Annotated in this window: 19 protein-coding genes and 1 riboswitch; of the genes, 7 read left to right on the top strand and 12 right to left on the bottom strand. The window is 40.3% G+C overall.

Annotated elements, in window-relative coordinates; genetic code table 11:
- Positions 1-27: 27 nt before the first annotated feature.
- Both ACR65H_RS14450 and ACR65H_RS14445 read right to left on the bottom strand, forming a co-directional pair.
- A complete protein-coding gene (locus ACR65H_RS14450; protein ID WP_440501161.1) occupies positions 28-441 on the bottom strand; it encodes a pyridoxamine 5'-phosphate oxidase family protein in 414 nt (137 codons plus the stop codon).
- 109 nt (positions 442-550) lie between these two features.
- Complete coding sequence (locus ACR65H_RS14445) at positions 551-1060, bottom strand: GNAT family N-acetyltransferase (protein WP_440501160.1); 510 nt, start codon at positions 1058-1060, stop codon at positions 551-553.
- Between the two features lie 125 nt (positions 1061-1185).
- Here ACR65H_RS14445 and ACR65H_RS14440 point away from each other — a divergent pair, with 125 nt between their 5' ends.
- Positions 1186-2346 (top strand): acyl-CoA dehydrogenase family protein, encoded by a 1161-nt coding sequence (locus ACR65H_RS14440; RefSeq protein ID WP_440501159.1) that lies wholly within the window; start codon positions 1186-1188, stop codon positions 2344-2346.
- Positions 2343-2900 carry an SLOG family protein gene (locus ACR65H_RS14435; protein ID WP_440501158.1) on the top strand — a complete coding sequence of 186 codons (558 nt, stop codon included), beginning with the start codon at positions 2343-2345 and terminating at the stop codon, positions 2898-2900. The genes ACR65H_RS14440 and ACR65H_RS14435 overlap by 4 nt, the downstream gene beginning before the upstream one ends.
- Positions 2901-3023: 123 nt before the next feature.
- Here ACR65H_RS14435 and ACR65H_RS14430 read toward each other — a convergent pair whose 3' ends face one another.
- Positions 3024-4814: a S9 family peptidase gene (locus tag ACR65H_RS14430; protein WP_440501157.1), complete on the bottom strand. Its 1791-nt coding sequence runs from the start codon at positions 4812-4814 to the stop codon at positions 3024-3026.
- Between the two features lie 163 nt (positions 4815-4977).
- Here ACR65H_RS14430 and ACR65H_RS14425 point away from each other — a divergent pair, with 163 nt between their 5' ends.
- On the top strand, positions 4978-5235 hold the full coding sequence (locus ACR65H_RS14425) for a DUF4190 domain-containing protein (RefSeq protein ID WP_440501156.1): 258 nt from the start codon (positions 4978-4980) through the stop codon (positions 5233-5235).
- 48 nt (positions 5236-5283) lie between these two features.
- Here ACR65H_RS14425 and ACR65H_RS14420 read toward each other — a convergent pair whose 3' ends face one another.
- From ACR65H_RS14420 to ACR65H_RS14405, 4 genes are all read right to left on the bottom strand, one after another.
- Positions 5284-5685, bottom strand: a complete 402-nt coding sequence (locus ACR65H_RS14420; protein WP_440501155.1) for a DUF4870 domain-containing protein — start codon at positions 5683-5685, stop codon at positions 5284-5286.
- Between the two features lie 136 nt (positions 5686-5821).
- Positions 5822-6532: a hypothetical protein gene (locus ACR65H_RS14415; RefSeq protein WP_440501153.1), complete on the bottom strand. Its 711-nt coding sequence runs from the start codon at positions 6530-6532 to the stop codon at positions 5822-5824.
- A 105-nt stretch (positions 6533-6637) separates the two neighbouring features.
- A complete protein-coding gene (locus ACR65H_RS14410; protein ID WP_440501152.1) occupies positions 6638-7432 on the bottom strand; it encodes a VLRF1 family aeRF1-type release factor in 795 nt (264 codons plus the stop codon).
- Between the two features lie 91 nt (positions 7433-7523).
- Positions 7524-7760 (bottom strand): PepSY domain-containing protein, encoded by a 237-nt coding sequence (locus ACR65H_RS14405; protein WP_440501257.1) that lies wholly within the window; start codon positions 7758-7760, stop codon positions 7524-7526.
- A gap of 127 nt (positions 7761-7887) precedes the next feature.
- Between ACR65H_RS14405 and ACR65H_RS14400 the strand changes: the two genes are divergently transcribed.
- The 4 genes from ACR65H_RS14400 (at position 7888) to ACR65H_RS14385 (ending at position 9185) form a co-directional block, all read left to right on the top strand.
- The gene (locus ACR65H_RS14400; protein WP_440501151.1) at positions 7888-8064 is read left to right on the top strand and encodes a YfhD family protein; all 177 of its coding nucleotides are present in this window, start codon (positions 7888-7890) and stop codon (positions 8062-8064) included.
- A 120-nt stretch (positions 8065-8184) separates the two neighbouring features.
- Positions 8185-8322, top strand: coding sequence for a hypothetical protein (locus ACR65H_RS14395; protein WP_440501149.1), 138 nt, complete (start codon positions 8185-8187; stop codon positions 8320-8322).
- 43 nt (positions 8323-8365) lie between these two features.
- A riboswitch (guanidine-I (ykkC/yxkD leader) is annotated at positions 8366-8462 on the top strand.
- A gap of 67 nt (positions 8463-8529) precedes the next feature.
- Positions 8530-8871, top strand: a complete 342-nt coding sequence (locus ACR65H_RS14390; protein WP_440501148.1) for a DMT family transporter — start codon at positions 8530-8532, stop codon at positions 8869-8871.
- A complete protein-coding gene (locus tag ACR65H_RS14385) occupies positions 8871-9185 on the top strand; it encodes a DMT family transporter (RefSeq protein WP_440501147.1) in 315 nt (104 codons plus the stop codon). Before ACR65H_RS14390 ends, ACR65H_RS14385 begins: the two co-directional genes overlap by 1 nt.
- A gap of 65 nt (positions 9186-9250) precedes the next feature.
- Here ACR65H_RS14385 and ACR65H_RS14380 read toward each other — a convergent pair whose 3' ends face one another.
- The 5 genes from ACR65H_RS14380 to ACR65H_RS14360 are packed head-to-tail and all read right to left on the bottom strand — an operon-like array spanning position 9251 to position 12428.
- Positions 9251-10048, bottom strand: a complete 798-nt coding sequence (locus ACR65H_RS14380) for a PP2C family serine/threonine-protein phosphatase (protein WP_440501145.1) — start codon at positions 10046-10048, stop codon at positions 9251-9253.
- A complete protein-coding gene (locus ACR65H_RS14375; RefSeq protein WP_440501144.1) occupies positions 10038-10487 on the bottom strand; it encodes an HIT family protein in 450 nt (149 codons plus the stop codon). Before ACR65H_RS14375 ends, ACR65H_RS14380 begins: the two co-directional genes overlap by 11 nt.
- 49 nt (positions 10488-10536) lie before the next feature.
- Positions 10537-11568, bottom strand: coding sequence for a serine hydrolase domain-containing protein (locus ACR65H_RS14370; RefSeq protein WP_440501142.1), 1032 nt, complete (start codon positions 11566-11568; stop codon positions 10537-10539).
- Between the two features lie 55 nt (positions 11569-11623).
- Complete coding sequence (locus tag ACR65H_RS14365) at positions 11624-11968, bottom strand: cupin (protein ID WP_440501141.1); 345 nt, start codon at positions 11966-11968, stop codon at positions 11624-11626.
- Positions 11946-12428 carry an NUDIX hydrolase gene (locus ACR65H_RS14360; protein WP_440501140.1) on the bottom strand — a complete coding sequence of 161 codons (483 nt, stop codon included), beginning with the start codon at positions 12426-12428 and terminating at the stop codon, positions 11946-11948. Before ACR65H_RS14360 ends, ACR65H_RS14365 begins: the two co-directional genes overlap by 23 nt.
- Positions 12429-12444: the final 16 nt, after the last annotated feature.

Here is a 12444-nt window from a genome sequence, read left to right as displayed (position 1 = left end):
TGCCTGAAAATGGCAAGGGCTCTTCATTCATAATTGAATATCTTGGGGTTCTTCTCCCTTTTTATTCATTAAACGCATGGAATCTGGGGTGATTTTCAGGATGACGAAGTTAGGATCATCAGGTCCTTTAAAATAGGGTTTCATATGTTCATTCCAAACTTTCTCCTTCAAACCTTCTTCATCCGAAATCGTGACAGTTCCCATAATTTCAAGATACGCATCCCCAAAACCTTCTCCATCATACCCAATCAAAATATGCGTATTCGGATTCTCCTCTAGTTCCTCAACTTTGTCGGTCTCTTTAGAAGTTGCGGTGTAAAGCGTGAGATTCTCAGAGAAAAATGTCATATACCTGCTGAAGGGCTTGCCCTGTTGGACAGTCGCCATCGTTCCGACATAGCTTTCATCCAGGATTTTGCGAGCTGTTTCTTTTGCATCCATTTCAATCACTCCTTATTCAATATCTCCCCTTACTGTTCCTTTATTAAATGGAGACTAAACATTGAACAGTCGTCTGAAGAGAAGAAATGAATGAACTTCCTGCAAAGTCTTATATGATTTCATTTAAGAATAAAACCATAAAATCCTCGTCGAAATAATCTTTGCCGATTTTCAATGCTCTTTTCTCTGTTCCGTACGCTTCAAACCCTAAAGAGGAATACAATCTGATGGCAGACGAATTCGAGCTCACGACTGTCAGATGAATCTGCTCTATTCCTTTAAAAGTTCTCGCCTTATTGATTGCTTCATTCATAAGCTTCTTTGCAATGCCATTCCCACGCATACTAGGTGTCACGTACATCGCTACGATAGTTGCACGGTGTCTAAGTTTCAACGTTTTCTCCGTCAATAATGTAATGACACCGATCAGTTTCGATTCTTCGAAAGCACCAAATGTAAAGGATTTATCTCCTTGAAACCTATCCTTATATTTGTCGGCAGTTTGCTTTTTCTCCTCTTCATAGCTTGAAGAAAACGCCTCGGGATTCGTTTGCAAAGCTTCTAATCGTATTTGAAAATAAGCTTCAGCATCTTGTGGTGATAATTTTTTTATCTCCATTTATATCCTCCTTACTACATTGAATAACTATATTCATTTTACCTTTCAATTCAATTTTCCTGCAATCAACAACTAGTAACGTATAATAGATATACATAAGAATGTTTTCTAAAGGATGTGTCTATATGTCGAAGGAGCTTTTCATCACAACTGATTTGCAAAGGGAATGGATGGATAAATTAAGCAAGCTTGCACAAAAAATTCGAAGCTCGGCAGAACAGACAGACCGCCTTGCTCAATTCCCAAAAGAAAATATCCAATCGCTTGTTGAATTGGGTTATACAACACTTGCACTTCCGAAAGAATATGGAGGTGACGGAATCACTGTTACGGATATGATATTGATGCAGGAGACGATTGCGTCCTACGATGGGGCAACTGGATTATCCATCGGCTGGCATCAAGGCGTCGTAGGCGATCTTTATGCAAATGAACTGTGGGAAAAGAACAATTTGGACCGGTTTGCAAAGGAAGTTTTGAACGGTGCTCTAGTGAATCGCGCGGCGAGTGAAGCTCAAACAGGCAGCCCAACACGCGGCGGCCGGCCGCAAACAACTGCGGTCAAAAAAGAGGGGCATTGGGTCATTAACGGACAGAAAAACTTCACATCGATGTCGCCGGTCCTAACGCATTCTCTCGTGTCTGCATGGGTGGAAGAACAGGAAGGCATCGGATTCTTTCTCGTTAATCAAACAAGTGAAGGCGTATCAATCAAGGAGACTTGGAATACGGTCGGCATGCGTGGGACGGAAAGCCATGATTTAGTTTTAAATAATGTCATTGTAAGTGAGGAAGATTTCGTAGAGTTTAGTAAAGGTCGCCGCGGGGATAAATTGAACGGCTGGCTCCTTCATATTCCGGCATGTTATCTAGGAATTGCACAAGCTGCAAGAGATTATGCAGTGAAGTTTGCTGTCGAGTATAGTCCGAACAGTATCCAAGGGACGATTTCGGATTTGCCGAATGTGCAAAGTCATATTGGTCATATCGATTTGGAATTAATGAAAGCACGCCATTTTTTATATAGCGTCGCAGCCGCTTACGATAATAAGGAACGGCGAACGGCGATGAATCAAGAATTAGGCGCTGCCAAGCATGTCGTGACTAATGCAGCCATTCATGTTGTCGATCAAGCAATGCGCATCGTTGGCGCGAAAAGCTTGCAGGTGTCCAATCCGCTGCAACGATACTACCGGGATGTCCGAGCAGGGTTGCACAATCCGCCTATGGATGATATGGTCATTTCAAAAATAGCTCTATCCGCAATCGAGGCTATGAAAAAATGATCAAACGACTTGTCATAACAGGCTATAAAGCACATGAATTAGGCATCTTCAACGATAAGCATCCGGGCATCGGCATTATCAAAAAGGCGTTGGAAGACCGATTGACTCCCCTACTCGATATCGGTCTCGAATGGGTGATCATCAGCGGGCAGCCGGGAGTAGAAACATGGTCCGCGGAAACCGTCATTGATCTGCAAGACATGTATCCCGATTTAAAATTCGCCGTCATTACCCCTTTTCAAGAACAAGAGAAAAACTGGAACGAGGCGAAGAAAGAGGCATACGACTTCATATTAGCGCATGCAGATTATACGGTCAGTTTAACGAAACGTCCGTATGAAGCCCCTTGGCAATTCATCGAGCGTGATAAGTTTTTATTGCGAAATTCGGATGGGATTTTGATCGTGTATGATGAGGAAAATGAAGGCTCTCCGAAATTCATGAAGAAAATGGCGTTGAAATTTGCGGAGACAAGCGATTATGAAGTACTGACGATTTCAGCGGACGATTTGCAGCTCGTTGCTGAAGATTTGCAGAGGCAGGATTGGGATTGACAGGAATATGATCACTTATCAGGTTTTATGATCACTTACGCTAATTTATGAGCGCATATTGGCTCTCTCCATTTTAAAAGCTGTCCGCCAGCCTAACAACTGCTGGTGGACAGCTTTTCCAAATTACTTCTGATGCTTCTCCAAAAACTCCAACATCAAACTGTATACCTTAATTTCATTTTCCTTCTTCGAGAATCCATGCCCTTCATCATTCAACACAAGATATTCGACATCGCGACCGAGCTCATTCAACTTTGCGACAATCTGGTCGGATTCCTCTTTCACGACGCGTGGATCCTTTGCACCTTGGATGACAAGCATCGGTTTCACCATTCCGTCGAGATACGTGACTGGCGAATCTTTAATGAAGCGTTCTTTATCCCGCTCAGGGTCGCCTAACCATCTATCCATTATCGGCTTCCAATGTGGTGGAACGGAATTGACGAATGTAAATAAGTCGGATACTCCAAAGATGTCGACGACTGCTTTAAAATACTCTGAATGTCGGCCGTGTAGCAGTAAAGCCATATAGCCGCCATAGCTTCCTCCTACGAGAAATAGTCGATCCCTGTCGGAGATACCATTTTCAAACAACCAATCGATGCCCGCCAAGCAGTCGAGGCGAGGACCTTCTCCCCAATCCTGTTCAACCATTTTCGTAAATTCCGAGCCATAGCCTGTGCTTCCACGGAAGTTTGGTGCAAAAATATTATAACCTCTGTTCAAGAAGCATTGAAACATTGAACGAAACATTTTCCGTTCGGATGACTGGGGACCGCCATGCGGCCAGAAGATTGTGTAGCCATTTGCATTCTCTTCTTTCGCTTTGAATAAAAGAGCTTCAATTTCCAAACCGTCAAACGAAGTATAGGAAATGACACCCGGTTCGACCATGTCTTCCTCGCTGACACCGAGCACTCTATTTTCAGTAAGTCTTGTCCACTTGTTTTCATCTACAGATTTATAAATATTAGGAGGAACTGTTGCGCTTCTCCCTAAAATATACACATTTCCAGATTTTGCGACACGGAATTGATCAATTACATCGACCGGCAAGGAGCACTCTTCCAATCCTTCACCGTTTACATTCATACGATAATACTTATCCGCCACTCCTTTGATTGTAAGGAAATGGATGACGCCTGTTTCCTTATTCCATTTGATTGTAGTGACACTTTCTCCTTCCACTTCCAATACTTTTGAAAAGGATTTTGTCTTCAAATCGAATTTCGCTATATATGCATGATCACTCTCATAATCCGTTATAAAATGAATCGTGTTGTCATCGGTGAACACAGGTTCATAGGCGACATGCACTTTATTCGGATCCGGCGTTAAGTGGAATGTTTCTTCCCCGATATTCACGAAACTGACGACGTAGGTATTTGCAAAAGCCTGTGAGTAGACGAAAGCGGTTTCATCATCCGAAACTGCTGCGAGCTCCGTCGTTGATGTCTCGCCAATATGCAACAGCGTATCGACACCTGTTTCCAAGTTATGCATATGCGAATTTAGAAACATCGGATTATCGACAGATGTCACATAATAGATCCGTTTGCCATCATCGCTTAAATGACTGAAATAATACTTCTGATCCGCTTCGCCTGTAATTAATGATTGCGGCAATCCTCCTTCAAACGGAATAGCATAGATTTGATAATTTTCATCGCCATCATTATCATATCCCGCCAATACATACCGATTATCAGAATCGAACTTGATGAAATTGCACGATTCATCTTGATGCGCAAATAAGTAAGGTGATGTGCCAGGTAAATCCATCGCCCATAAATTCATCTTACCGTTAAGATTCGAGTTGAAAATAAGCTTCGTTTCATCGTTGTTCACTGCAAAATTAGTGATTGTGTATGTTCGGAAAAATTGCTCCACAGTCGGTTTTGCGAAAGGTATCATACTTATCCTCCTAGGCTACTTTTCTATTCAAAGTACAGTATATCATTTCTATACTTATGAAAGAATCAAACTTTACTAGTTTCTGAGAATATTTACACAGATGTTGTTTTCATTCAAATTCGCTTCTACTCTAGCATACGCTGTCATAGTGGGGGTGATATGGATGGAAAATGAAACGCAACAAACAAATGGGATGGCAATCAGCTCACTTGTTTTAGGGATCTTAGGAGTCGTATTAAATCTGATTCCTCTTCTACCTTATCTTTTGGGGATCTTAGCTATCGTCTTCGGTGTTACAGGGAAGAAAATTCAAAGTGGAAAAGGAATGGCGATAGCTGGCATTATTTTAGGTGTCATCACATTGGCAATGAAACTTCTCTTTTGGATATTCATTATCCTTCTGGGAGGTTCGGGCTATTAAGTGAATACAAATATGCCGCCCCGGCGAAATATTCGGAGCGGCTATATTTCATGACTTTTCCAATTGATTTTCCACCATGTCACCAATAAATGGGAGCTTATAGTAATTGTTATGATAAGCTTGATACATCATGAAAATCATCAGAGCAAAAGCAAGTGGGCTTAAAAGCAGGCTTGCAATTGCACCGATTATTGGAATGAAGCCCAATATGATACTAATCAAAAGTAAAGCGATCGCCAAGAATACAGATTGAAACGCGTGGAAACGGATAAAACGGTTATCTTTTTCCATGAATAGAAAAATAAGACCGATGATGAAGATATAACATAGCATCCCTCCAACATTCTCTGTTAATCCGATTGACGTTTTGTGTCCTTCAGCTTTAGGATCATTAGCCTTTGCTAGCTCTCCTTCATTCGTTACTTGCTTTTCTTTTTCATTTTCTTGCAATTAACAGCAACCCCCTTTCTTCCCTAGTATATTGAATTGTTGTAAGAATGATGCCTCCTTAAGTCTATTAGGACGTAAAGGGGTGAAAGAAACAAAAAAAGTCCGTCTGCAAAATGCAAACAGACAGGTCGTCAATTTAGTTCGGGTCGGATTGGTTGGACTTACCTCTCACATTACTTATATACGTCGTAGTGAGCTGGTAGCTTTTGTCGATTTTATCTGCAATGAAATGTGATCGTTCGAATAGAACCGATTTCAAGAAATCCAACTGTCTCATCATTTTATCTAGCAGTCCTTCCTGCTGTTCAATTCTTTCCACAATCCCGGTTTGAGTTTTCTTCTGTTCTTCCAGTGAAATGGAGAATTGATCCTGCTTCATGATTTGTTCATCCATTTTGTTAAGGAGTTTCTCTTGGTCGGCATCAAATTTATTTAATCGTTCCGCTATTTCATTGTTTGATTGGTTTAGCATGTTGATTTGTTCAACAAGTTCTTCATTCATCCTTCTCTTATTGTAGAGGATTTTTTGCAGCTCAATATGTTTTCGATCTAAACGTTCCAATGTTTCAATCGCTTCTTGTTCAAACTGTCGATGTTGTGATTGATAATCCAGTATTTTTTCAAAACGCATACCCGTTGTTTTCCATCGGTCAGACTGGACTCTTCTCTGTCTTTGAAGTTCCTTTTCCATATCGCTATATTTTTCATTCATCATATCGAATGCATTCTTTTGCTCTTTCATAGCTTCTGACAATGAATCGGTTCGATAGACGGCTTGGTTTCTTTCAGAAATAATATTGCCACTAAAGAGATTTGTATGGTTCTTCTTATTAAAAAACAATCCCATAAGTCAACCTCCCATCAATCGTTTTCTCTATGATATGACGGGGAGTATATATCTGTACAAAATGTGAAAACCGTCCCTTGGATAGAGACGGTTTTGATAATAAATTTATTTCTCAAAAACTTGATGAAGTACTTTTTTCGATTCAACATTATTCAAGTTTTTATAAATACAGTTATTCGGTTTCGTCCGAAGAGTTTTGGCAAATGAATTTGCAAGCTCCGCTTCACCGACTACGTATAATTCCTTCCAGTTTCGTTCTTTCCTCATTTTCTCAACAGTTACTCCTAATTCTTTATAAAAACGTTCTAGATTTTCGCGTAAACGATCATCAAGTCCGTCACTTTGGCCACCACCTGAGCCACGTTGCAACGAGGAACGGACGCTTTGTTGTTCTTTCCATACTTCCAGGCCTGAATCAAATGCATAATTCATCTCGTCATTGACAAAACCCATCGCAGTGTCCAAAATTCGAACATCTCCGAAACTTGTCAATACGATGCCCGCTTCTGGATACGCTTTCAACATATACTCCATTTCCTCGATTACCGGATGGTCCTCCCAATGGAAACTCGTCTTCACTTGTACTTGCACATAGTGGACGGACCACAATTCAGGATCTTCAGACGCAAAAATAACGACCCCTTTATTCAAGTCGTTTTGATGATCTTCGATTTCCTTTGTTACTTTTTCTTTCAGTTTCTTATACGCTTTAATTTCTTTTTCATCTTGGGAAGCTACCAAATACTCGTCGAGGCGCTTCAAACCGTTTTTTAAGTGGATTTTCCAAGCGCCATTCTGCTGTTCTGGATCTGCAGGGTTCGTATTCAAATAAACACTCAACACACAACGGGAATTACATTCGAATTCCTTTAGTTTTTTCAGTTCTTCACTAAGTGACATATATCCCGAACCTCCTCATAGTATGCTTCTTTTAAGCATACCCTATCCATTTCAATCTAAAACGGAAGATTCGGCAATAAGTCAATTTGGTTTAATCCAGTTTCACCCTCATAACCTGACCGGTTACCGCATCCACTTTCACTTCATATTTGACACCTTGAGATGTACGGATTTCGACTTCGTATAATAAAGTTCCGTCATCAAATTCCAATTCAGCCTTAACAACCTCTCCAGGAACACGTTGCAAGGCAATATCAATTGCTTGTTCCATTGAAATTTTCCGGTACCTTGGATTTTGCCAATGGCCATCCCAGTAATTATTATTCATGTTATTCAATCTCATTTAGCCCCCAAATCAAATTAGACATTCATACTCATCTTATTCAAGGAATAGTGAAATGTGCCCCACTCGGCATAAAACAACGCCAGAAAGCCATAGTAAGTACGATAGCAATTTGAAAGGAGCGATCATTTTGGGAAGAGATAACCACAATAATAAAACAGGCGGAAACAACACAAATTCTTTGCCGCAAACACCAAAAAACCAGAAGATCAAACCCGGCAATATGCAGGAGGAAATCGCAAAAGAATTTGCAGAGCTGCGAAAGGCAAAAAAGAAGAAAAAATTATGATGCTCATTACAGTATGCCCCTGCACTTGACTGTTGTAGGGGTGTTTTTAAGTTTTGCTCAAATTTGAGGTTGTTATGGCACAATCCAGTGGAATTATGCTCGATAAATGACGATAACTTTGTGAAATTGATCGATAACACCGGTGAACTGACCGATAACTTTGCTCTATCGACCGATAATTCCTATGTATCGGTCGATAACGATGTGAAAATGACCGATATGTTTCTTAGTATTTCCTCAGACTTTGCAATCCCTTGACTATTTCAAGAAATTACGTATAATCTAATGGAATAAAATAAGTAAAAATGTTTTCTAGGGTTCCGCAACAAGTTGTTGGCCTGGTCCGAGAGAAAACTCGCAGCTTAGCTGTGTCACGGAAGGATAAAAGCCTGGGAGAAACTGTCTATCAGTTGTCTCTCAGGCTTTTTTTATTTTAGGCAAAATAATTCCGGAGGTGTATTGAAGATGAATAAAGAATGGATCAAAGTAGTTGTCGCATCTTTCTTTGAAGTTTTGTGGGTGATCGGCTTAAAGCACGCGAATGACTTTTGGACTTGGGCAGGTACGGCTGTCGCAATTTTTATTAGCTTCTATTTAATGATCATGGCGGGACGGAAGCTCCCCGTTGGAACGGTATATGCCGTTTTTGTTGGTCTCGGGACAGCAGGGACTGTCTTATCCGAAATTCTAATTTTCGGGGAGCCATTTAAAGTGGAAAAAGTACTGTTAATCTTATTTCTATTAGCGGGAGTTGTTGGATTAAAACTAGTTACTTCAGACAATGTTCAGGAAGGAGATGAATCATAATGGCATGGATTGCTTTAATCGTGGCTGGCTTATGTGAAATGCTTGGTGTTGTCTTGATCAATAAATTGCATAAGGATCGTAATTGGCAGTCATTAGTTTTATTAATAGCTAGTTTTGGAGCAAGCTTTATCTTTCTGGCCTATTCGATGAGAACACTTCCTATGGGTACTGCATACGCAATATGGACAGGAATTGGTGCCTCTGGCGGAGCAATTTTAGGAATGGTACTATTTAAAGAATCAAAAGACTGGAAGCGTCTTGTTTTTATTGGCATGGTTTTAGGAGCAGCCATTGGTCTGAAACTTGTATCTTAGAGCTTATAAACAATCAAAGCCTAATTCCTTAGTCTATTGAAGAAATTGGGCTTTGATTATATAGCTTATTCATTTTGAACAACATCACTTGGAATGCTTCCTTGTTGCGAAATATCAACCGTCCAACCAATCATTGTCGTACTGTCTCTTACTTTGCACTCTTCAATTTTATTCAGAAGTAAAGAGAAGGCGGCTTCAACTTGGTTAACGTCCAAAATTTCCACTATGTCTACCGGATTAGAAAAGGGTTCTCCTGGACATTCAAGCAAACCATCTGTCGCCATGAAGATATGATTGATCCCTTTCCTTAATTCCCGGATTCCAGACGTGAAGCATGGAACAGCTTTCTCAAATGTATTCACTTGCCCAATCCATTCATAGAACTGCCTTTGATTTAACTGAAATTGACCTAGGGCAGTAAAATCGGGGTGGAAAACGTAAGCTACGCAATCTCCGATGGATAACCACCAAAGATAGTTATCCTTACGAATACAGATGAGACAAGCAGTCTCTCCTCTGACCTTCTTGCATTGACCAAGAAATTTGTCACTTTGAAAGATGGCAAGAAGCTTTTCTTGCACGTTGTGAAATCCCGGCATGGATAGTAGTTCCCTAAGTTCATACTCGTACTCTTTGAGCGTTTGTATGATCAGTTCAGCACTCTCAGCACTATAGTGAGCATCTAAAATCGCAGCGAATTCCCACACCTCACCTATCCAAACTATACAGCCATCTTCGTTTTTATATTGTCCCGCGGAAGAATTTCCTCCGAATAATCCAATCGCTACACGACCAATCGAGTGAACATATTTCTTGTCTATATAATCCTTTTCACTTCCAACCCATGAAAACTTATTGCTCATTGTTTGTCTCCATAAACGAACGCACCCGCTCACACAATTCGATTATTTCTCTATTCCCCCCTATTGGTGCTTCTGACCAATCACGAACAGACATCGGTCCACAATATTTTTCGGGAGTGCCCGGATAGCGCGGGACAATATGCATATGCAAATGTGGAACGGCATTTCCAGAAACAAGAGAGTAAATATGCTCCGCCCCTTCAGTAACCATTAAGGCCTTGCTCACTCTTGCCATTATTCGTCCAAAAGCAGCCGCTTCTTCTCCATTCATATCTCCAAGTGTTGGCACATGCCTTTTCAAATCAATCATCAAATGCCCCAAATAACTGGGTTGTCCATTATTATCTATATGTCCTACGTAAACAACATTATCTTCATAAATTGTGATACCAGCCGTCTGTATTTCTCCAAGGTGTTTCTTGCAAATAAAACAATCCATTTTCCCATCCCATCTCACCAACAAGGTATTTTACTGCTAGTCGATCTCACTACAAGGTTTCAACAAGATCCAATTCCTCTTCAATGCTATTCATTACACTGAATGCACCGACGGATTTATTAGAACAGACGACGAGACTGACATCTGTTTTTGGATAATAAGCTGAATGGAAACTGACGCCTGGGTCATATCCCATGACGTGATACTTAATGGCAATGTCGTTATTCTTCTCAATCCATACGCCATATCCATAATAATCGCCATCCTCTTCTTTGGCATGAGAAGTAAGCAATTGTTCAGTTAGTTCTTTCGAAAACAATTGATAGTTTAGTAAAGCGTTCCATAATTTCGCCATATCCTTTGCAGTTACAAACGCCCCACCATCAGAACCGCCTTGGACGGGTATTGAATACGCATTCGTCTTCCATGTACCATCTTCGTTGTCAATATAGCCAATTGCTGTTTTTCCGGGTAGTGAATCAAGTGCAAAATAACCGGAATCAGCCATATATGCCTTTTCAAAAACCCTTTGTTGAACATATTCTTTAAATGGAAGCCCGCTAGCTTTTTCAACAATTAAACCAAGAAGAATAAAACCTGCATTATTATAATGGAAACGTTCGCCAGGACTAAATTTCATATGTCCATTTTGAAATAGCGGCAAGAAATCTTCTAGAGAGCGTAAATGATACATAGGATTCTCAATCCATAAATCTTCGAAGTCATCCATTTCTTCCTCGTCAAAATAATCAGGTACACCTGAAGTGTGAGTGAGAAGATGATGAATCGTAATATTTTTATCGAAATTTGGGAAGTCAAATGAAAGAAACTCTGTCATCTTCGTATCAAAAGATATCTTCCCTTCCTCCACAAGCTGACAAATCGCGATTGCCGTAAATAGCTTGCAGCCTGAAGCAATTCCATATCGCGTTCCCACTTCGTTTTTTATATGATCCGCACGATTTGCATAACCGAAACTAGCGTCCACATAGGTTTTCTCTTTATCCCTAACAAAAACGGTGCCCCAAAATTGTATATCATTTTGTATCTGTTCGATTCGTTTCATTACACTATTTTTCATTTTATAATCTCCAAGCTTGTTGATTTCCAATAGATTTTGTTAGCTCCTGTTATAGCTATATACATGAGCTGATGTCCAACCCTTCAGATTCTATTACAATTGCTTTCATTCCTCTAAATGTTGTCGTTTCATGTCCTTCCCCTTTTTCCCATAAGACGACATTTCCTGCTGTAATCCTTGCCTTTGCATCCTCACCTGCTCGGACCCAGCCTTCTCCTTCTATTACGATCAGCATTTGCGGAACTGCCGCTACGTGATAACCTACTATTCCATTTTCCCCCAATTCCATCAGTCCTACATGAGAGGGCTGATTGGTCATTAATAGTTTTCTCATAATAAAGCTTGAATCGTATTGCGTAATGTTCTTTCCTATAACATTATTCAGATGTATAATTCTCAACTTGCGCCCCCCTTTGGACACGGAGAAATTCCGTAACAATCGGCAAATCTGGAGAGCTAATGTTGCTAGGCAGATCGTTGAATGAAAAGAATTGTAAAGACAACACTTCATTTTTCTCCGCAATTAATTCACCCTCAAAATTTTCACAAATAAATGTGGCTACTACGTTATACACTTCATCACCATGTGGATAACGATAATAAAGTTCCTTTCCAGAATAGACGTTGAATAAAGACAGTTCGTTTGCAGTTAAATTCGTTTCCTCATAGAGTTCCCGCTTTGCAACATCTTCCAAGGTTTCACCAAGTTCCATAGATCCACCAGGCAGTCCCCAGCAATTATTGTCTGTTCTTAGCTGAAGGAGAAGTTGATTTTCTTCATTTGTCACTATTACATTCGCTCCAACCATAATGATTGGCCGCGTACCAATCAGTTTTCTTAATTCACTAATATACCCCATGAAACACCCCTTATTT

This window comes from Sporosarcina sp. SAFN-015, assembly GCF_059415085.1.
This window is presented reverse-complemented; position numbering and strand designations above follow the sequence as displayed.

Bases quoted from the DNA above. Each gene is read 5' to 3' on its own strand.
- ACR65H_RS14450 (WP_440501161.1), bottom strand. From the start codon at position 441: ATGGATGCAAAAGAAACAGCTCGCAAAATCCTGGATGAAAGCTATGTC.
- ACR65H_RS14445 (WP_440501160.1), bottom strand. From the start codon at position 1,060: ATGGAGATAAAAAAATTATCACCACAAGATGCTGAAGCTTATTTTCAA.
- ACR65H_RS14440 (WP_440501159.1), top strand. From the start codon at position 1,186: ATGTCGAAGGAGCTTTTCATCACAACTGATTTGCAAAGGGAATGGATG.
- ACR65H_RS14435 (WP_440501158.1), top strand. From the start codon at position 2,343: ATGATCAAACGACTTGTCATAACAGGCTATAAAGCACATGAATTAGGC.
- ACR65H_RS14430 (WP_440501157.1), bottom strand. From the start codon at position 4,814: ATGATACCTTTCGCAAAACCGACTGTGGAGCAATTTTTCCGAACATAC.
- ACR65H_RS14425 (WP_440501156.1), top strand. From the start codon at position 4,978: ATGGAAAATGAAACGCAACAAACAAATGGGATGGCAATCAGCTCACTT.
- ACR65H_RS14415 (WP_440501153.1), bottom strand. From the start codon at position 6,532: ATGGGATTGTTTTTTAATAAGAAGAACCATACAAATCTCTTTAGTGGC.
- ACR65H_RS14410 (WP_440501152.1), bottom strand. From the start codon at position 7,432: ATGTCACTTAGTGAAGAACTGAAAAAACTAAAGGAATTCGAATGTAAT.
- ACR65H_RS14405 (WP_440501257.1), bottom strand. From the start codon at position 7,760: ATGAATAATAATTACTGGGATGGCCATTGGCAAAATCCAAGGTACCGG.
- ACR65H_RS14390 (WP_440501148.1), top strand. From the start codon at position 8,530: ATGAATAAAGAATGGATCAAAGTAGTTGTCGCATCTTTCTTTGAAGTT.
- ACR65H_RS14385 (WP_440501147.1), top strand. From the start codon at position 8,871: ATGGCATGGATTGCTTTAATCGTGGCTGGCTTATGTGAAATGCTTGGT.
- ACR65H_RS14380 (WP_440501145.1), bottom strand. From the start codon at position 10,048: ATGAGCAATAAGTTTTCATGGGTTGGAAGTGAAAAGGATTATATAGAC.
- ACR65H_RS14375 (WP_440501144.1), bottom strand. From the start codon at position 10,487: ATGGATTGTTTTATTTGCAAGAAACACCTTGGAGAAATACAGACGGCT.
- ACR65H_RS14370 (WP_440501142.1), bottom strand. From the start codon at position 11,568: ATGAAAAATAGTGTAATGAAACGAATCGAACAGATACAAAATGATATA.
- ACR65H_RS14360 (WP_440501140.1), bottom strand. From the start codon at position 12,428: ATGGGGTATATTAGTGAATTAAGAAAACTGATTGGTACGCGGCCAATC.